Consider the following 20,534-nt stretch of genomic DNA (forward strand, 5'->3'; position numbering starts at 1 on the left):
GATAGATCGAAGTCCCCAACTACTTCTTGCCCTTCAGGGTCAGGAGAGGCATCAAGAATAAATAACCTACCTTGATCGATTAATTCTTGGAGATCCCAATTAAAGCTATAGGCATTTTTAATAATGTCTGAGGGAGATTCTTCAAAGGTGACAAATACACCATGCTCATCTAACCCTGTGATGCCGTTATAGAGAAATTGCATGGCTAAAAGTGTTTTACCAGTACCAGAAGTACCGCTTACCAGAGTCGATCGCCCCTTTGGTAGTCCACCATGAGTGATGTCATCTAACCCCTCAATCATGGTGCGTAACTTCTGTACACCTAGCTCTTGCCTTTTGTTATCGTTAATTTCGTTGTTATTATTAGGGGTGGTTGAGCTAGTCATTGCCAATTAGTTCCTCATATAGTAAATCTAGTCCAATTAAAACCTTTTCGCGATCGGACAAATCGCCAATAATTTTTCTAACAGGGGGAGGTAAAACCTTAGCTAAAGTTGGGGTCGCTAATATTTTGTCTTCTTCAGCTAATTGTGGGTTTTTCAGCACATCAATTACCTTTAATGTATAAACTCCCTGAAACTCTTTTTCAAGGATATCGTTGAGCATCTTCAGCGCCCGTACAGAGTTTGGCGTGTTGCCTGCGACATAGAGTTTAAGGACGTATGTTTTACGAATCATTTCATTAATTTGGTGTGCTTCGGCTATTTATAACTTAATCTCTTAAACTTCTATAGTTCTATAGAGTAAATTTTTGCATTTAGTCTATAGCTATGGTCAAATATTGATAAAGTTTCAAGATTTGAGATATTTTTTATAGATTTCAATCGAATTTTGCTTAGGATTCTCTAAAACTAGTACTCTAATTTCTTTAGGATCTAGGTATGGAGCGACGGTAGAGTTCGCAGAGGTGAGCAATCATATCAATTAGCGTAATCCGATAATCTAATAAAATTTCATCATTCCTACCTTCTAGTCTTAATTGTTTAGCAAATTCATCCATGAGTTCCATGTGAATTTCGAGAACTTGAGAGACAGAAATATCTGCAAAAAAGGAGAGATTGACAAATTCATCAATTTTCTGATTTAAGTCATTGTGTTTTTCTGAGAAATATTCCAATATGATGGATCGATAGATGCTTCTTAAGCGTCCGATATACTCCTGCCTATCTTCAGGAGATAGGTTTCGTAAGAATAACCGTGAATCGCGTTTGTAATACACCCCCAAATACCCTAATCGCTCATTGAGTTTATCAGCTAGTCTTTGTTGTTGGACACTTAAGGATTCGGAAACTGGAGTATCGGGAATATTGACATAGACTTGATGGCGAACTTGTGGGGAGATCTTGATAAAGGTGGCGATCGCCTGATCAATAATGGTTGGTAAATCATGGAGCTGATCGAAGCTGATGCTGATACTGGCTCTATAAAAGTCTCTTGATTCGCTTTGTTCATGAGGTTCGCTTTGTTCATAAAGATCTTCTAGAACAAGTATGGTCGGCATAAAAATATTTAGCATACCGAGGTGATCGACGACAGCCTCCACATCTCTGAATATAACTAAACAATCTTGTGCATTTTTGTTTTTTTTCAATAAATTTACAAGAGATTCTAAGTCCGAAACGACCGTTACGGTGTATCGATCCTCAGGCAAAAATTTTGCGAGATCTGATTTTGTTTGGATGACATCAGTTTCTGCCACCAAACAGCATACTTGTAAATTAGTCAAAACAGGCACAGGCTACTTGGTGGTTTGAGTGGCACGAAGTTTATCTTAAGCTTTATTTTCGCACTTAAATAGCAAAATCATGTGAGATTGATGATCGTACTATATAGAAAAATATACTAGCCGTTAGTGACAACAGACACCTATTAACAATAACCCGTAAGGGTTACAGCTTATGGACTCCCTCATCTTAAATCAGTCTTTAGAAATATATGGGCAGTCTCTGGTGGCAATTTGCCGATTGCCTGCCAGAACTTCCGAAGCATTAAACCTTCTGAAAAAGGGCTGGTCTAGTGTAGTGGTGCTGGATCAAAATGATCAGCCCCAAGGGTTGTTTAGTGCGCGTTGTTTGTTAAATTGGCAAGCTGAGTCCGATCAATGTACGTTTGTTGCACCTGCGATTGCTCTAGAGGATATTGATCTTGAGCCATTGCCTGCGATCTCAATCTCGATGACCGTGGCGGACTTTCTGCAAAGAATTTCGCAATATCGGCATTCGGCGGAGACTTGGGCTTTGGTTAGTGGAGATGGTAAATTTGCAGGTATCTTAGAGGTTTCTAGCCTATTAAGATTGCTCGTAAGAACTGAAGAGAGCGAGAAAACTTCGGTTATCTCGTTATTGCTACCTTTAATTTATCAAATACCTTTGCCTGTGATGGTGAGCGATCACGATGGGGCAATTGTGGGTATGAATTCTGCATGGCGCAATAGTCTCTATGAAATATCGCCGCGATCGGAAGTGCAGCGTTTAGATAGTGGGAGGGATGTAGCTCTTGAGCTAGCCTCTATGGAGGATTCTCCTCAAATACTGCAAGCGAATTTGCCAGAAACCCATGAATTTTGTACGACTGATGGTGCTTCTTTTACTTGGCAAGTCGTGAATGTGGCTTTGCAAGGTAGCCTTCAAGGGTTAGAAATGGCGATCGCCTATGATATTACAGCTCAAAAAAATCTGGCTCAAGAACTATCGGGGCTGAGTCGGCTCAAAGATGAATTTTTGACCTGTATTAACCATGAATTAAAAACACCATTGACTTCAGTGATTGGTATTGCCAGTTTGCTTAGCAACAATACCTTTGGAGAGCTAAATGAGCGTCAAAGTCGTTATGTGAAAATGATCCACCAAAGTGGTAGACAGCTAGTTTCGATCATTGACAATATGTTTGACCTTGCTAAAGCAGAAGCAGGGCAACTTGAACTATACTCTGAAACTATTTCGGTCAAAGATGTTTGCCTGAAAAGTATTCAACAAGTTAGAAAATTGGTGCAGCAAGACTCAGCCATTTCCCGCAATTATAACTTTGAGGAAGGCTGGGAATTGGATATTAATTTGGATATTGATCCAACTATCCAAACTATTTTGGCGGATGAAGCAAGATTGCAGCAAATGCTGGTGAATCTTCTATCTAATGCCTTTAAATTTAGTGTTTTGCCATCGGGATTGGTCGGGGATTTACCCCATAACGCGCCCCAAATCGGTATTACTGTACGCTGGTGGGAAGGTTGGCTAGCGATCACTGTATGGGATCAAGGGATTGGGATTCCTGAAGATAAGCAATCTTTGGTATTTCAAAAATTCCAACAGATGGAAAATGTATTGACTCGACGTTTTGAAGGTACAGGTTCCAGTCTTCTATTAACTAGACATCTCGCCCGTTTGCATGGCGGGGATATTACTTTTGTTTCCCAAGTCGATGTGGGTAGCCAGTTTACAATTTTGCTGCCTCCTGAGCCTGTGAATCCTGATACACAAACATCTCGAATTGATGGTGCGCGTACTCGGTTGGTCTTAATTGTCGAGACTTCATCTGAGGAAGTAGAAGTGCTGAGAAAGACCCTTGCAGATCTGGATTATCAAGTTGTAATTGCGCGATCGGGTACTGAAGCTCTAGAAAAAGCGCGACGGTTGCAGCCTTGTCTGATTCTGTTAAGTCCAAATTTACCGATGTTGTCGGGTTGGGATGTGTTAGCCCTGCTTAAGGGGGATCCTGTCACACAGCATATTCGGATGGTGATGATGAAACGTGTAGATGAGCCACGGATTAACACTCATCAAGCTGATGGAATTTTGTTAAAGCCAATTAAGGCTGCGGAACTTAATATTTTCTTACCCCACTATGCAAATATTCCTAAATCCCTCAAATTTGTATATTTAAATCAAAATTTGGACGATACGATCATTCACTTGTTGCAAGACCTCGGTCATTGCCTACTAGAGGCTGATGATTTGACACAATGTGATGTTTTATCTAAGATTTGGCAACCAGATTTATTTTTGCTTGATGGTGACAATCATTTTCTGTTGAAGCATCTGGAAACCATTAGTCATTTAGAGGTACTTGCAAATCTACCGATCTTGATCATTACGCGGTCGTCGGTTGCTGAGATCGATTGGTTGAAAAAACGCTTTCCGAGTTTGGGTTTGCATGATTGTATTGGTTTGCAATTAGAGCATTTAGACTCAAATCGAGCAGAAATTTTGCTGGCTTTACATCAGTCAATTACCAATGCAGTGAGTTATGTTACAACTCACGTACTAACGCACACTTTAAATAATTGAGTTTGAGCCATTTCGCCGAACATAATTTGTGGGTGATCGAGCTAAATTTGTTGTATGCGTGCTTTTTTTTGCTTTCTTTAATGATTTATTTAGAAACTATTAAAAAAAAACTTCTAATTCTGGTTAAGATTTGAAGTTTTTTTTAAGAATATTTCTGAGAAACCCGATGCCGCCAATGCCAATAATGACTTTTATCTTACTTAGACAGTGTTGGTATTTTTATTATTCAGAACTCTCTTAATGTAAGGAGCATCAGCCATTATGAATCGAGAGACTAAGTCCTCACATCCTGAAATTAATCATAGGACTGATGTCATACGAGTTGGAATTATGCACTTTCTCAGTGGGAGCTTAAGCTCTAGAGAAGTGCTAGTTAAAGATGCGACATTAATGGCGATCGCTGAAATTAATCAGTCTGGTGGAATATTAGGAAAAACAATTGAGCCAGTTGTTTTTGATATGACTCCCCATGAGCAGAATATTGCGGTTCAAGTTAGCTATTTTCTTGATGAATTAGAAATTAGTAACTTATTTGGAGTTTGTACATCTTCAGCTCGGAAAAGCTTGATCTCAATTCTCGAAAAGAAACATGCCCAGCTTTGGTATCCCTATTCCTATGAAGGACTGGAATTTTCTAAAAATATCTTTTATACAGGTGCATGTCCGAATCAGGTCGTGCAGCCAGCGATTGCTTGGTTAGCCCAAAATAAAGGCGATCGCATTTATCTGATTGGGACAGATGGCATTTATTCCCGTACTGTTAACAAAATTATTCGTGCTCAACTAAATCAACAAAATAGTTTGTTGTTGTGTGAAGACTATGTACCGCGCAATATTTATGACTATCAAGATAGTATTGCCAAAATTAAAAATATTGCCCCTGACATAGTCATTAGCACCTTAACTCCAGATAATTCGGTGGCGTTTTTGCAGCAGTACGCGATATCAGATATCAATGTTAGGGATATGCCAATCCTGTCGCTGCGCTTAACAGATATAGAACTATGTCAACTTACTCAAAGCCTTTATCCCTCATCTCTTGCAGGACATCTTGTAAGTGCTAATTATTTTCAGAGTCTAGATACTACTCAAAACCACGATTTTTTGCGTAAGGCTGCGGCTTGGTTTGGAGCAGATAATGGTCAAGTACCAGCCATTAACAATGTTATGCAAACTGCCTATGCTCAGGTATTTTTGTGGAAGATGGCAGTGGAAACGGCTCAAACTTTTAATATTGAATCAATGCGGCAGGCGGCTTATGGACAGAGTTTTTTAGCGCCTATGGGTAAAATTGCCATTGAGAGTAATCATCATATTTCGACAGCTTGTCGAATTGCCGAAGTAACCTCGACGGGGAAATTGGAAATTATATATACCGTTGATCCGATTAAACCCATGCCTTGGTTGGGTGTAGAGGAGCTAAATGGCAATACATCTAATGTGATTATGGAAATGTTAGCGGAAATCCCCCAAAGCATTCATCAAAGTTGGCAAATAGAAAAAGACGCTCAAGAACTAGAATTTACGATCGCAGAGTTATTAGGAAGGGGGCAAGGTAAAGGGCGGAATCAACTTGCGCCTGAAATTACTCGTGCTGCGATGTCAAAGCTTTTTAAGGCAAATCAGCGATTACTCAAGGCACAGACAGATCTATTAAATGTTGAAGGAGCCTTGCGTGAGGCAAATGAACGACTAGAGCAACGCATTGAACAGCGGACGATCCAGTTGCAACAAACGATCCAGCATCTTCAAACTGAAGCGACGGAACGGCAACAGGCAGAAATACTCTTACGGGAGAGTCAACAGCGCTTTTCGGCGATCGCAGACAATGTGCCTGGGGTTGTGTATCGAGCCGTGCTGCACCCTAATGGTGAAGTCTCCATGCCCTATATCAGTCCCCGTACTCAGGAAATTTTTGGTATTTCTGTGGAGGAATTTTCGGAGCATTTAGAATGGGTGTTTGATATGGCACATCCAGAAGATCGGGCTGATCTCAATGAGATTGTCCGAAGATCTGCTGAAGAACTGAGGTTATTTGAGCATGAATATCGGGTCTCTAGCTTATTTGTGAATGTGAAATGGGTTCGTATCATCTCACAACCCCATCGCAATGAAAATGGCGACACGGTTTGGGATGGTGTAATTATTGATATTAGCCATCAAAAGCAGATTGAGGCATCCCTCCGTGAGGCTGAAGAGAAGTATCGCAGTATTTTTGAAAATGCTATTGAAGGGATCTTCCAAGCACAGCCCGATGGGTGCTATATCAATGCTAATCCTGCATTGGCAAAGATCTATGGCTATGATTCGCCTGCAGAGCTACTTACTGGTGTGGCTTTAGATGAATATCGTCTGTTTGTGGATCCTAAGTGTTATCAAGAATTTCTCGATCAGCTTGCAACTAATGGCTCTGTGGTTAGTTTTGAAGCTCTAGCTTATAAGCGCGATCGCACGATAATTTGGGTTTTGATTAGTGCTAGTGCTAACTATGACGAACAGGGAAATTTCATTTCCTATGAAGGTATTGTCCAAGATATTACAGAGCGTAAAGAGTCAGAGCAAGCGCTTAAGGCTGAGCAAGAAAAATCAGAAAGCTTATTATTAAATATCCTGCCTAAAGCGATCGTGCATCAACTCAAGCATGGTGATAGCACGATCGCGTCTCGCTCCGATAATGTCTCGATTTTGTTTGCGGATATTGTGGACTTTACCGAGCTAGCCTCAAGTATTTCTCCTAATGAATTGGTTAATAAACTCAATGGTATTTTCTCTTCTTTTGATCGGCTGGCTGATCAGTTGGGATTAGAGAAAATCAAAACCATTGGTGATGCCTATATGGTTGTTGGTGGTTTGCCAACGGCGCGTCCCGATCATGCGGAGGCGATCGCTGAAATGGCTCTGGCGATGCAAAGAGAAATTGCTAACTTCAAGCGTGGTGATGATGGTAGTGCCTTCCGTCTGCGAATTGGGATTAATACTGGCTCAGTCGTTGCAGGGGTAATAGGTATCCGTAAGTTTATCTATGATCTTTGGGGAGATGCTGTGAATCTTGCCAGTCGCATGGAATCCCATGGCTTAGCGGGAGGAATTCAGGTTACGGAAGTAACTTACGAGTTACTCAAGGACAAGTATTCTTTCTGGCATCGAGGCAAAGTATATATCAAAGGCAGAGGTGAGATGGAAACCTATATGTTGCTAGATCAAAAGGAAAAAGTAAAATCTCTCGATCCGTCTTTAGAAATTGCGGCAATGGCATTAGAGCAAGCGCATCTAGTGACTCTAAAAACCCCATAGCAAATCATGAAAATTATTTGAAATGTAAGGGAAGCCATAGCAAAAAGAAACTGTTTAATGCCAGTTCTCGTTAAGCTGGCAAAATAGCCTTGCGTAGCAAGGCTGTTACTTTTGTGCTTTGAGAGAGAGTTTGCTACGCAAACCCTCTCTCAAAGCACGTTTCAAATTCGCGTTAGTTACTAGCTGCTAGTTTCTGGAGTTTGACCTCAAAGCGCTCCCAAGGTTTGGGTTCGATAATTTGAGTAGTAATATTCTTCGCGGTAAATAGCGATCGCAATGATTCAATACTTCCTTCAGCTTTTAAAAACTTAAGTAAAAGGCCACTGTAGCTTAGATCGCCACCTGCGGCAGTTGGCAGCAGTACTTGAGGCTTAAGCCATTGGGCTAGTTGTACAGCACTCTGTTGACCTTTGATCACCGTACCAACCAGAGGTAGCTTTAGATCGATAGTTGGCGTAATTACCACATCAATAGGTGCGAAGTCTTGAACAGATTGGGTATGATAACCGTGGGGTTCGTAATAAAGAGATGTGCCTTCTGAGAGATCTCTTAGAATATAACCATTCTCAATTGTTGTTGGTCCTGTGGGGGAACCAACTACTGCTTTAATTTCTAAAAGATGGGGGATGCTAAAAATTTCGCCGTGGGCAAGGGCTGTAACTTGGGTATAGCCCAATTCCCTAACTAGCTTGGCGGCACTAGGTGAACCGACGACAGGAATTTGACGATCCAGTTGCTTTAATGTGGCGGGATGAGCGTGATCTTCTAACCCTTGGGATAGCAAGATTAGGTCAATATTTTGGGGGATTTGTCTAGGTGTCAAGCGATCAGATTTGAAAAACCATGCAGCATTCCCAAACATCATTGAACCAACTAGCCAAGGATCAAGCAAAATGTGTTTACCAGCTATTTCGATGAGCCATGAGTTACTGTCTAGCCATGTTAAATACATAATTTCCTGCGTTATTCTTTGCGTTGGTAACTGTGCTAAAAATATTGTAACGAATTCTTTACAAATACAGCCATAAAAAACCCGCAGGAGGCATTCTTGCGGGGAAATTTATGTAGATACGTCGCTAGTGAATTAAGTATCTTTCTTTTTTCTACTGTGAGCAGTGACTAAGCTCACCCTAAACTTGCGATCGCAAAGCTGGCTTCCTGTGACTGTGATCACATGGGTTATTCATCTCTTAAAATCTTGTCAATACAGGCTTTGTGTAGTTTAGCGTTACTGTGCTAACCGATTAGTGATGATCTTAACTGTACTAATGGACACTTTTGCCGCGTAACCTTAAACGTATAAGAAATTATGGCTTTGCTAGCATTACCAAATTCTAAAAGAATAATTCTCACTATAGAAACATCAAAGTAGCAGATGAGCTTGTGCGGTTGATATGGGCTATTGCCGCAGATAATGCAAAACTCTGACCATATAGTAGTTTGCATTTTGTCGTAGGTAAAATGCAAACTAAAAGTCTTACTGGGTTTGATTTTTAGTTTGTAGATGAGCAAATCTTCATGTGCAAACTGCTATAGGAGGTAATTGCTTAGCAAGCCAACTAGCGGTGTATGGATATAATCATGGCAAAGGCAATTAAAAAAAAGAATCAGTGGGCGCGTTTTTTGGCGATCGCGATCGGGGCAGCAATTTTCGCCGCATTTACACCATCGATCGCCCATGCGGTAGAGACAGGTACATTGGAATCTTTGAGTAAATCCACAGGTGAACTCAAGCTATCAGTCAATACGAGTTGGGTCTTAATCACGGGATTTTTAGTTTTCTTTATGCAGTGTGGTTTTGCCATGCTAGAGGCAGGTTTAGTCAGACAGACCGCAGTGGTCAATACATTGACTGAAAACTTCATAGATGCTGGTGTAACTCTTCTCGCATGGTGGTCTACAGGATTTGCGATCGCCTTTGGTACAACTAGTAATGGTTTTTGGGGATTAGATGGCTTCTTCTTAAATAATGCCTTTACTCTAAGCAATAGTGGGACATTCGAATATGCAATGGGAGCAGGTGGTTCCACTGCACCAGTCAGTACCTTATCCCTGTTCTTTTTTCAGTTTGCCTTCTCCGCAACAGCCAGTACAATTACCACAGGCGCAATGGCTGAGCGAACAGACTTTAGGGGAGACTTAATTTATGCTTTCATCATGGGTGCTGTCATGTATCCCGTGGTAGTGCATTGGGTGTGGAACAATGGTGGTTGGCTCAATAAACTCAGCTTTCATGATTTTGCAGGGAGCGCGGTTGTACATACGGTGGGTGGATGGACATCGCTAATTGGAGCCTATCTGTTAGGACCTCGTCCTAATCGTGTATGGGGACAAATCCCGCCAGCACATAATCTTGGCTATGCCACAATCGGCACTATGATTTTGTGGTTTGGATGGTATGGATTTAATTGTGGTTCAACTTTGAGCTTGAGCAATCCGGGGTTAGTCAGCTTAATTGCGGTGAATACAACTCTAGCGGCTTCGACTGGAGCGATCGCTGCATTTCTCTATATATATTTCCGCTTTCGCCAGTGGCACCTATTTTGTGGACTGAATGGTTCCCTAGCAGGGTTAGTCGGTGTGACCGCAGGTTGCGCTTACATTATGCCTTGGGCAGCAGCACTTATTGGCTTAGTAGCTGGTGTACTTGTCTTGTTGGTCGTAGACATCATTGAGTGGTTTGAAATTGACGATCCTGTGGGAGCCTTTGCTGTTCATGGGGCATGTGGCATGTTGGGCGTGATCGCAGTTGGTTTATTGGGGCATCCAGCACTGACGATCAATAAAAAAGCTGGTCTATTCTTGGGTGGCGGCTTTGACTTGCTGGGAGTTCAGCTTGCGGGTGAAGTGGCAATTATTATTTTTGTCGTTATCTTTTCTTTTGTGATGTTTGGAGTAATCAATTCGATGGGACTATTGCGGGTTAATCCTGAAGCGGATCTCATTGGTATTGATGTCTACGAACATGGGGCATCTGCTTGGCCAGATGTTTACCCGATTGATGATCTGCAATTTGTGGGAGAGGCTGATGACGATGCAGATATAGAAGACTAGAGCTTGATGCTGCGAGGTATTGGTTGCTATTGTTTGTGCTTCTGAACTTCTGCCGAAGTACAAACAATAGGAGGGAAAGTGCGATAAGTTTTAGTTTTTAGGATTTTTCTGAGGTGATTTTGCTAGTATTGTTCGCATAGCTTGTACTGCTAAGGCTAAGTAATAGTTAATTAGTTTTATCGCAATCCTAAAAGGTTTGTGGAAGATTATCCTCTGACAGATTACTCTTCTCCAAATCTAAAAATCTACAAATGATTGAGGACTGCTATATTGAGATTTTATTTAGGTTGAGCAGGGAATTACAAAGATATTGGCAACATCCATGACTCCTGATTTCGGCTGGCAATTAGAATCATCTGAGGATCTGTCCCACGTAAGTCCTCAGTTATTAATCGAGCAACTGTACCATTACAAAGGCTTGCTTGAGGATCTGCTTGCTTTAGGGCTGTCTCTATCGAGTACTGACGATTTAAGGACTTTTTTGGAGTCGGTGTTAGGGACTGCCAGAAAAATGACGAGGAGTGATGCAGGCAGTATTTATCTAATCGATCGCACTGCGCCAGTACATACTGTCTGTTTTGAAGTGTCCCAAAATTCTTCACAGCCCGATCGCTCATTGGTGAATTTTGCAGTACCGCTTAATCAAGACAGCATTGTTGGTTACGTTGCACTGACTGGGGAAACTCTGAATCTATCGGATGCCCATGATTTGCCAGAGGATGCTAGCTACTGCCATCACAAAACCTTTGATTACGATATTGAATATCACACCCGTTCGGTTTTAGCCGTACCAATGTTTGACTCTCAAAAAAGAACAATTGGTGTATTTCAGTTAATAAATCGTAAAGTTCAGGATATTTCAATTACGAAAGAAAATGTGCAAGAAATTACCCTTGCCTATTCCGCTTTTGATGAAAAATTATTGAGATCGATCGCTAGTCAGGTGTCTTTGTATATTGAGCGATCGCAACTTTTAGGACAAGTCTTTAAGGCTTGAGTATTTATACTTAACTTGAAATAGCGATTCTGAAGGAAGTATCAGGAATTCCCATCTTTTCCTATAAGATTTAACATAGGATGAATTCTTAAATGAATTCTTAAATATTTATACGGAGATTATTTATATATGCTCACTTTAAAAATAGTGGTCTACATCACTGTCATATTCTTCATCAGTTTGTTTGTGTTTGGCTTCCTGAACAGCGATCCATCTCGCAATCCCGGTAACAGAGATCTCGAATAGTGCCTAATACCTCCAAAGATAGCTCTGCTATGGCTCAACATGTAAATCGTCCCAAGAGTAATGATGGGCGTTTACTGTTGAGTCTATTGCCCTATGCAAAGAAAAATTCTCAACAGCTACTGATATCGCTGTTTTTACTTGTACCTTTATCGATAGCTAGTGCGGTGCAACCTATTCTGGTGCAGCAGGCGATCGATGGGCCAATTAAGAATGGAGACCTGTTTGGTTTGCGGTGGATTTGTGTAGTTATCCTGCTTACAATTGCAGTGCGACTAATGTTTCAGGCATGGCAGGGCTACTTGGTGCAAAAGGTTGGACAAAAAATCACGGCGGATATTCGCCAAGATTTATTCCAGCATGTTACGTCTCTATCGACCAGTTTTTTTGACCGTACTCCCGTCGGTAAACTGATTACACGTTTAACTAGTGATGTGGAGGCGTTGGGGGATGTTTTTGCCACTGGTGCTGTGGGTGTACTCAGCGATCTAGCCGCGATCGCTACCATTGCGGTATTTATGTTTTTGCTGCGGTGGGATTTAGCACTGCTGCTAGTGATGATGGTTTTACCTGTCACAGCTTTAATCGTTTATTTTCAGTACGAATATCGCAAGGCGAATTTCAAAGCACGCGATCGCCTGTCCGAACTGAACTCGATCCTCCAAGAAAATATTATTGGCGCGAATATTGTCCAGCTATTTCGCCGCGAAAAGTTTAACTCTGACCAACATCTCAAGGTCAATCAGCAATATGTCGCTGAGGTTAATCGCACGGTTTTCCATGATTCGGCTGTGTCGGCAACGCTGGAATGGATCGCCCTAGTGGCGATCGCGGGTGTACTCTGGCTCGGTGGTGGGCAAATCGTGCAGAATAACCTCACCTTTGGCGAGCTTTCAGCATTTATCCTATTCTCGCAGCGTCTCTTTGACCCGATCCGTCAGCTAGCCGAGAAATTTACTACGATTCAGTCAGGATTTACGGCGGTTGAGCGGATCAATGCCATTCTTCAAGAACCCATCGAAATTCGTGATCCTGAACATCCTAAGTCTTTACCCATTGATGGCACAGGGGAAATTTGTTTTGACCATGTATGGTTTGGTTATAAGCCCGATGAATATGTGCTTAAGGATGTAAACTTCACCCTGAAGGCTGGTGAAAAAATTGCGCTCGTAGGTCCAACGGGGGCAGGTAAAAGCTCGATTATTCGTTTAATATCGCGCCTGTATGAACCAACTAAGGGCAGAATTTTAATCGACGGTATTGATATTCGCGAAATTACCCAAGCGGAACTGCGGCGCTATGTGGGTGTGATTTTGCAAGATGCCTTTTTGTTTTCTGGGGATATCAAAGAAAATATTACGCTCGGTGAGGACTATGCGATCGAGCAGGTGATCGAAGCTGCCGAGTTGATGAATGTCGATCGCTTTATCCGAGAGTTGCCAGATGCCTATGCAACGCAAGTGCGCGAACGTGGGACAAATCTGTCGGGTGGACAAAAGCAATTACTCGCCTTTGCTAGAGCCGCAATCCGCGATCCCCGCATTTTAATTCTCGATGAAGCTACGGCTAGCCTTGATGTCAGTACCGAATTTTTGATTCAACAGGCGTTAGATCGTCTATTGCGCGATCGCACCACGATCATCATTGCCCACCGTTTATCGACGATCCGCAATGTGGATCGCATTCTTGTCCTCAAGCAAGGTGAAGTGATCGAATCAGGCAGCCACGATCAGCTAATTGCTAAAAATGGTTTATATGCCAGTCTCTACCAATTAGAAATGATGGCAACTCATTAAAAAAGCGGTGCTTTGCGCCGCTTTTTTAATGGATTTAATGATTTTTCATAACCCGTTCGATATCACGTTTATCATCGCGCTTCTTCATGTCATCGCGCTTGTCGTGAAGTTTCTTTTGTCTCACTACTGCTATATCAACTTTAATCCAATTGTCCTTTTGGTAAACCTTGAGAGGGACTAAGGTTAATCCCTTCTGTTGCACTGATGCGATCAACTTACGGATTTCATCCTTATGCAGCAACAGGCGACGGGTGCGGGTTGGCTCATGGTTAAAGTACACACTAGTTGTATGGTGCGGTGAAATATACATATTCAGCAGCATGATCTGCCCCTTCCGCACAATGCCATAGGCATCCCTGAGATTGGCTTTTCCCCCTTTAATAGATTTAACTTCCGTGCCAAGTAGCTCGATCCCTGCTTCGTGGGTTTCGAGAATTTCGTAATTAAATCTAGCTTGCCGATTTTCGGCGAGAACACGATAATAATTTGCCATTGATTCCCATTACAGACTGTCTAATATCCTGATATTTCTAATAGCTTCCATTCTGGACTATCACTGAATGCCTTAGAAACGCGATCGGAGATGCTTTGACAGTGATTATTAACGCGCAGTGGTAACTCGGCGTTTTTAGTAACGCTAGTCAATTTTGCTTGATTGCCTTCGATTTCAGAGCGATGGATCAAAACTTCCACAGTCACGATTTTGGCGTGGGAAGTAGTTTCTGTCTCTTGAGCAATTACATAGTCATCGGTTTCATAGGTAATTACCAAGCTACAGGATTCCAACGTTTTGATAATCGTTGAATGCAAGTTTTCGGGAGCGATTTCAACTAAGAAATGTTGAGTGTATCTAGCCATAAATCATCAAAACAACTGGTGCGGCTAGCAGTTTACTAGTCCTTGTCTACAAACCGTTTCTAAAAGCTATATACCTATTCTAGGCTATGTCGTTTGTGGACATAGACACTTTGAGGAGTACAGCCTAACCATCATAAACCAACGTGTACTTCTATTGGTAAGGATATGAAGCTAGCAAGAAGCCTAACTTTTATTCTCTATACAGCGCAAAGCGCTGACTTGAAACGCAGAGGAATTTTTGAAAGTGCGGCGAAGCCGCACTTTCAAAAATTCCTCTGTACTACTTTAAGCCTCCACAGGCTGTAATCTCAAAGAGAGTTGTGGTATATCGCACCGCAACTCTCGATCTATCAAGGCAAGACGATGCACCTTGATAGATCTGGTTTTTTGCTATATTTATTGCAAAATTGGAGTGAGTGGGCATGATTGGTCAATTACTAGATGGGCGCTATCGCATTGCTAGCAAGCTGGGTGAGGGTGGTTTTGGGCATACATATTTAGCCCATGATACGCGCATACCCAATGAGCCACTTTGTGTAGTTAAGCACCTGAAGCCCGCTAGTGGCGATCGCGAATATCTCAAAGTCGCCAATCGCTTATTTACCAGTGAGGCGCAAGTCCTTGCCAAATTGGGCGATCACGATCGCATTCCGCGCTTACTTGCCTATTTTGAGCAGGCGGGAGAATTTTACTTAGTAGAAGAATTTGTCGAGGGGCGATCGCTAGAATTGGAATTAGTACGCGGCTATCGAATGGGGGAAGCCCAAGTAATTCAAATATTAGATGATTTATTAAGTATTTTGGAATATACCCATGCTCAAGGGGTAATTCACCGAGATCTGAAGCCAGACAATATTATTCGCCGTAAATCTGACGGTAAATTGGTACTGATTGATTTTGGTGCGATTAAACAGGTACAAAATCAGATGGCGCAGGAGGGACAAACTGTTGCCACAGTAGCGATTGGTACTCTAGGTTATATGCCCAGTGAGCAAGCCCAAGGAAAACCGCGCCCTAGTAGTGATTTATATGCGATCGGTGTTATTGGCATTCAGGCACTCACTGGCTTGCAGCCTCGTGAATTACAAGAGGACTATCAAACGGGGGAATTAATTTGGCAGCATCTTGTACCCAATAAAACAGGGTTAGTTGATGTATTAACTAAGATGACCCGCTATCACTACAAAGATCGCTATGAGTCGGCGGCGGAAATTCGCAAAGTGCTAGCAAATTTGGGATCACATCATTTACCAACCCATCAATCAGTGCAGTCTGCCAATGGTATTCAGTCTACGATTGTGAGTACTAATAGCGGCAATGATTTAGGGACTGAGGTTTTACCTAAGGTTCCACCGACACAACCCCATAGTCCTGCGATCGCCCAATCGCCAATGCCATCAATTCAACCTTTAGTCCAGCCTTTACCTGCCCCGACCACACCACCACCCACTACGCCCGTTAATCTCCATCCTGCTCCCTCCGAAAATTCTCCACAGCATACGGTACAGGTATCTGCCCCCTATCAAACTAGTGATCATAAAGGTAGTAATAAGGGCTTATGGATTGCGGTCTGGGTGGCTGCCTTTGCTACCGCGATCGCGATCGGGGCAGTGATGGCAACTCGTAATGGATCTAATACCTTGAATCCTGTTGCCAATAACTCAACTAGTAAGCCTACAGTCACACCTAGTCCCAATTCTCCAACTGTCGCCAGTCCTTCAACGCCTACTGAAACTGCTAGTCCTACCTCTACTCCTAAGGATTCTCCCTCTGCTACGGTTAGCCCTACCGCTACACCTACTACTAAGCCAACGAAAACAGCGATCGCGCCTTTATCGGAGGCAGAGGCGGTGGATCTTGTGAATAATTTAGTAGCGGCTAAAAATCAAATGTTTGCCCCACCTTTTGATCGCCAGCTATTAGCAGAACTCACTACAGGTGAAGCCTACGAAAAACGCAAAGGTTCAATTGACTGGTTGCAAAGTAATAATGCTTTTTATAGCTATGGTGACTTTAAGGTAAGCCGCGCAGGATCGTTTGGAATTCAAGATAATCAAGCAAATGTAACGGTCGAAATTTTTGAAAGTCCCACCCTTTACGTCAATGGCAAGATTGATCGATCGCAGTCGCAGCCATCAAGGGGGCGATATATTTGCAACCTAAAGTTTGAGGATGGCAAATGGAAAATTGCCAACTTAACTAAGGTGGACTAATACCAAAGATAGCTGTGATGCTTTTTAAGCAAGGGTTTATTTGCCCGCCTTCGGCGGGCAAATAAACCCTTGCTTAAAAAGCGCTATATCATAGATTTATTGAGATGTATTGAATGTGATAACTAGAATTTGGGTAATGTTTTGTATAGCTTAAATTCTAGAAACCTATAGTTGAATTATGGTGATGTTTTGAAGCCATTGAGCAACAAAAACATTACAACACGGGACTAATTACTCAAACTAGGACTCAATAAACTGAAGAGAGGATTGTATGTCCACACCAGAATCAGAATTTCCCCATTCAGAATTACCTCATAAGGCGGGGCGTGCCGATCAAGTTGGTGCAAGCCTCGTCACAGCTAAAATTGCAGGTAATCTTGCCCTTGCCTCTAGTATTACGATCGCCCTACTTGTGGGGATTGTATTTTCCCTAGTCACGGCAACAATTTTTATCGTCAATAGCCCCAATCCGATCCTTGGATTTGGCGTTGCGGTAATCGTCACTGTTTTAGTCAATGCGATCATCTTCTTTGTATCGCCTTGGATCATGGACTTGACTCAAGGTTGGCTCTATCACACCCGCTGGGTCAAGATCGAAGAAATTGAACGCCTCAGCCCTGAATCAGCTCGCACCATTCAACGTGTTTGCAATCTCAAAAAGATTACCCAGCCACGTTTAGGGATTATTGATGATAACAATCCGACTGCTTTTACCTATGGGGCTTTGCCTAATAGCGCTCGTCTAGTGGTCAGTGCAGGTTTATTCAAATATCTAGATGATGACGAAGCTGCCACTGTCTATGCCCATGAACTAGGGCATATTGTCCATTGGGACTTTGCGGTGATGACCGTTGCCTCGACATTGGTGCAAATTACTTATTTGCTCTATGTCACCATTCGCGAGGTTGGTAAAAGAATTAATGATGAACGGGCAGAAAATGCCGCGATGATTACTGCCTTTATTGCCTATGGCTTTTATATCGTCGGCACATATTTGCTGCTCTATCTATCGCGTACCAGAGAATATTTTGCTGACCATTTCGCTGCCGAGCAAACGGGTAATCCCAATGCTTTGTCACGCGCTTTGGTCAAAATTGCCTATGGCATCGTCCAAGAAACTGAAAAAGCAACGGAGCCAAGTCGTTTGATGCAGGGTACTCGCGCCCTTGGTATCTATGATGCTAAGGCAGCAGCTTCTACGGGTACGGCTTATCAAATTTCATCTTCTCCAGAAAAAATTGGTCGTCTCTTCCTGTGGGATTTGTTTAATCCTTGGGGTTGGTGGATGGAGCTAAACTCGACCCATCCGCTCACGGGCAAGCGAGTTCGTGCTCTCAGTAACTATGCTGAGCAGCTTGGTTTAGATATGGAGTTTGATATGGGGCGTGTAGTTGCTGAGGGTAAACGCCTCGACAAAAAACGCCTTTATGGTACGTTCTATCAAGATGTTCTGCTCTATGGTGCAGAATTCATTGCGATTATCCTTGGTTTAGCGATCGGTGCAGTTCTATTTAAGAGTATTGGTGGCTTAAAAGCATTTGTGGCGATTCCATTACTATTGCTAGGTGCAGTGATGATCTTTAAACGGTCGGTCATGTATCCCAGTTCCAAGAATGCGCCAGCAACTGATGTAATTACCCTGATGTCCGATGCCTATGCTAGCCCTCTACGTGGTCAACCTGTGCAATTGGAAGGAACTCTGATCGGTCGTGGTGATGCAGGTTATGTATTTGGTTCCGATCTGAAGTTACAGGACAAATCAGGGATGATGTATCTGCTCTATGCATCCCGTTGGGGTCCTCTTGGTAATTTCTTCTTTGGCATGAAGCGGGTACAGGGTTTGATTGGAATGGAAACTACTGCTAAGGGTTGGTTCCGTCGTGGTATTGCCTCTTGGATGGATTTAGAACTTCTATCTACTACTAATGGTAATAAAGTATCCAGTCATCCCGCTTTTTGGGGACTAGTCTGGTCAATCATCTTTTTAGCGATCGGCGCATTGCTATTTCTTACGAAATAACTTGCTAAACAAGTAGTTCAGATTAGATATTCCAATAAAAGAGAGGGCGATCGCCCTCTCTTTTATTATGGCAGCGACCTTGATCGCCTTTACTACTGACGCACAATACGATTCTCGATTTTTACCTGTAATGGTGAGCTAGCACTGATATATTCGGCGATCGCATCTGATAGCAGATACCCAGTTTCTAAAAGATTTTTACCTTCAGCAAAGGCGCGATAACCATCACCACCAGAGGCGAGGAAGTTATTTGTGGCTACCTTATAAATTGCATTGGGATTCAACAATTGGAATGTCCCTGAAGCATCCTTTACTTCTACCTTCGTAACGCGCTTACCTGCGGGAAGTTTCGCATCCCAGACAAAGCGAACTCCTGCCACTTGGGGAAATCTGCCTTCCTCTTGCTCTGCCATGCTCACACCACTTTCTAGGGCTTCCTTTAACTGCTTACCAGTCAATTCCACCCTTGTAATCGTATTGCCAAAGGGAAGTGCTTCCAAGACATTGCCCATCGTGATATTGCCTAAAGGGAAACCGTTGCGAATGCCTCCCGCATTAATCAGAGCTACTTGGACTTGATCAGCCTTTGTTTTTGCCAAGATCGCATCAGCAATCAAGTTACCTAAAGCCGTTTCGCTAGTTCGCATTTTCACGCGATCGCCATCTAGCGCCACCAAAGATTTACCAATAATCTTTTGACGTAATGCCTCAATTGGTGCTGCATATGCCTTGAGTTTATCGGCAAATTCTTGATTAGACTTGATACTGGCATCAAGGGCATGGGGCTTTCCTGCCCAAGCAATTAACTTACCTGTGCGATCGAAACTCACCGACAGATCTCCTAAGTATTTGCCCCATTCCCAATCCGTAACTACTAGTACAGGTTCCTTGGTTCCATTCTTCTCAACCAATGGATAGGGATGATTAGCATTGGGAATATTGCCGACTGGCGTATGACTATGAGCGCCAATGATGATATCGATGTCAGGGACTTTTTGCGCCAGTAACACATCATTGTCAAAACCAATGTGAGTCAGGGCAATAATTTTATTAATTCCTTGTTGCTTAAGGTTTTGGACTGATTTACGCGCCGCCGCGATCGGATCGGTAAACTTCACACCATCCCCAACGCTAGATAAAATCGCTGTATCGGGAGTTGTCAAGCCAAATACTCCAATCTTTTCGCCTTTGACATTGAGAATATGCCAAGGAAGAACTTTGCCATAGAGAGGCGATTCGGGCGCGATGTCGAGATTCGCAGAAATGATGGGGAATTTTGCCTTAGCGATGAAGTCGGCAAGGACTTGCTGACCGCGATCGAATTCATGATTGCCAATGGTTCCAGCATCGTAGGCAAGGGCATTATAAAAATCGAGGTCAGCCTGTCCGAGATATTGATTGAAATAGAGAGTACCTTGAAAAATATCCCCTGCATCCAAGAGCAGCAAAGGTTCTTGATTGGTTGTATTCTCCGCACGGATTTGATCGATGAGAGTACGGCGACGGGCGATTCCACCCAATAAGCGATCGCCATATTTGACAGGTTCCAAATGCGCGTGATGATCGTTGGTATGCAAAATTCTGAGGGAGAAGCGACTTTCCTGTGCAACAACATTTAACAGCGTAGGAGACACGGCAATCAGAAAGGTAATCACGAAAGCTACGAATATCTGAAAAGATCGCCTCATCTGAAGTTTCAGTTTTAAGTATTTAGCGATCGCTTTTAAACTATTCTTCGCTTTCACAGTCATCACCCTCAAGTTCACAGGTTTTTCT

General features: G+C 42.7%; 15 protein-coding genes (1 of these 15 cut by a window edge). 8 read left to right on the top strand and 7 right to left on the bottom strand.

Annotated features, from left to right (window positions below; translation table 11 throughout):
• The 3 genes from kaiC to NMG48_RS08850 all read right to left on the bottom strand — a co-directional run.
• Positions 1-386, bottom strand: the 5' end (the start) of a protein-coding gene (kaiC, locus tag NMG48_RS08840; protein ID WP_126389899.1) for a circadian clock protein KaiC. 1,186 nt of this gene lie to the left of the window's left edge; 386 of the gene's 1,572 nt are visible here — the first part of the coding sequence; it begins with the start codon at positions 384-386; its stop codon lies beyond the left edge, outside the window.
• Positions 379-678 carry a circadian clock protein KaiB gene (gene kaiB / locus NMG48_RS08845; RefSeq protein ID WP_009626105.1) on the bottom strand — a complete coding sequence of 100 codons (300 nt, stop codon included), beginning with the start codon at positions 676-678 and terminating at the stop codon, positions 379-381. The genes kaiC and kaiB overlap by 8 nt, the downstream gene beginning before the upstream one ends.
• Before the next feature lie 190 nt (positions 679-868).
• Complete coding sequence (locus NMG48_RS08850) at positions 869-1,735, bottom strand: circadian clock protein KaiA (RefSeq protein ID WP_271254881.1); 867 nt, start codon at positions 1,733-1,735, stop codon at positions 869-871.
• 163 nt (positions 1,736-1,898) lie between these two features.
• Between NMG48_RS08850 and NMG48_RS08855 the strand changes: the two genes are divergently transcribed.
• Positions 1,899-4,283 (top strand): ATP-binding protein, encoded by a 2,385-nt coding sequence (locus NMG48_RS08855; protein WP_271254882.1) that lies wholly within the window; start codon positions 1,899-1,901, stop codon positions 4,281-4,283.
• Between the two features lie 261 nt (positions 4,284-4,544).
• Positions 4,545-7,577, top strand: coding sequence for a transporter substrate-binding protein (locus NMG48_RS08860; protein WP_271254883.1), 3,033 nt, complete (start codon positions 4,545-4,547; stop codon positions 7,575-7,577).
• Between the two features lie 172 nt (positions 7,578-7,749).
• Here NMG48_RS08860 and NMG48_RS08865 read toward each other — a convergent pair whose 3' ends face one another.
• Entirely contained in the window at positions 7,750-8,529 is a 780-nt protein-coding gene (locus NMG48_RS08865; RefSeq protein ID WP_271254884.1) for an MBL fold metallo-hydrolase, read from the bottom strand.
• Positions 8,530-9,158: 629 nt separating this feature from the next.
• Between NMG48_RS08865 and NMG48_RS08870 the strand changes: the two genes are divergently transcribed.
• The 4 genes from NMG48_RS08870 (at position 9,159) to NMG48_RS08885 (ending at position 13,667) form a co-directional block, all read left to right on the top strand.
• Positions 9,159-10,631 carry an ammonium transporter gene (locus tag NMG48_RS08870; RefSeq protein WP_271254885.1) on the top strand — a complete coding sequence of 491 codons (1,473 nt, stop codon included), beginning with the start codon at positions 9,159-9,161 and terminating at the stop codon, positions 10,629-10,631.
• 322 nt (positions 10,632-10,953) lie between these two features.
• The gene (locus tag NMG48_RS08875) at positions 10,954-11,628 is read left to right on the top strand and encodes a GAF domain-containing protein (RefSeq protein ID WP_271254886.1); all 675 of its coding nucleotides are present in this window, start codon (positions 10,954-10,956) and stop codon (positions 11,626-11,628) included.
• Between the two features lie 129 nt (positions 11,629-11,757).
• A complete protein-coding gene (locus NMG48_RS08880; protein WP_071590106.1) occupies positions 11,758-11,874 on the top strand; it encodes a photosystem II reaction center protein I in 117 nt (38 codons plus the stop codon).
• Between the two features lie 29 nt (positions 11,875-11,903).
• Complete coding sequence (locus tag NMG48_RS08885) at positions 11,904-13,667, top strand: ABC transporter ATP-binding protein (protein WP_271254887.1); 1,764 nt, start codon at positions 11,904-11,906, stop codon at positions 13,665-13,667.
• Positions 13,668-13,701: 34 nt separating this feature from the next.
• Here the strand turns inward: NMG48_RS08885 and smpB are convergent, their stop codons facing one another.
• Both smpB and NMG48_RS08895 read right to left on the bottom strand, forming a co-directional pair.
• The gene (gene smpB / locus NMG48_RS08890) at positions 13,702-14,160 is read right to left on the bottom strand and encodes an SsrA-binding protein SmpB (protein ID WP_271254888.1); all 459 of its coding nucleotides are present in this window, start codon (positions 14,158-14,160) and stop codon (positions 13,702-13,704) included.
• Between the two features lie 20 nt (positions 14,161-14,180).
• Positions 14,181-14,525, bottom strand: coding sequence for a hypothetical protein (locus NMG48_RS08895; RefSeq protein WP_126389875.1), 345 nt, complete (start codon positions 14,523-14,525; stop codon positions 14,181-14,183).
• A 422-nt stretch (positions 14,526-14,947) separates the two neighbouring features.
• Between NMG48_RS08895 and NMG48_RS08900 the strand changes: the two genes are divergently transcribed.
• Positions 14,948-16,738, top strand: coding sequence for a protein kinase domain-containing protein (locus NMG48_RS08900; RefSeq protein WP_271254889.1), 1,791 nt, complete (start codon positions 14,948-14,950; stop codon positions 16,736-16,738).
• A gap of 271 nt (positions 16,739-17,009) precedes the next feature.
• A complete protein-coding gene (locus tag NMG48_RS08905; RefSeq protein ID WP_271254890.1) occupies positions 17,010-18,758 on the top strand; it encodes a zinc metalloprotease HtpX in 1,749 nt (582 codons plus the stop codon).
• 92 nt (positions 18,759-18,850) lie between these two features.
• Here NMG48_RS08905 and NMG48_RS08910 read toward each other — a convergent pair whose 3' ends face one another.
• A complete protein-coding gene (locus NMG48_RS08910; RefSeq protein WP_271254891.1) occupies positions 18,851-20,503 on the bottom strand; it encodes a bifunctional metallophosphatase/5'-nucleotidase in 1,653 nt (550 codons plus the stop codon).
• Positions 20,504-20,534: the final 31 nt, after the last annotated feature.

The organism is Pseudanabaena sp. Chao 1811, assembly GCF_027942295.1.
In the GTDB taxonomy this organism is placed as follows: Bacteria; Cyanobacteriota; Cyanobacteriia; order Pseudanabaenales; family Pseudanabaenaceae; genus Pseudanabaena.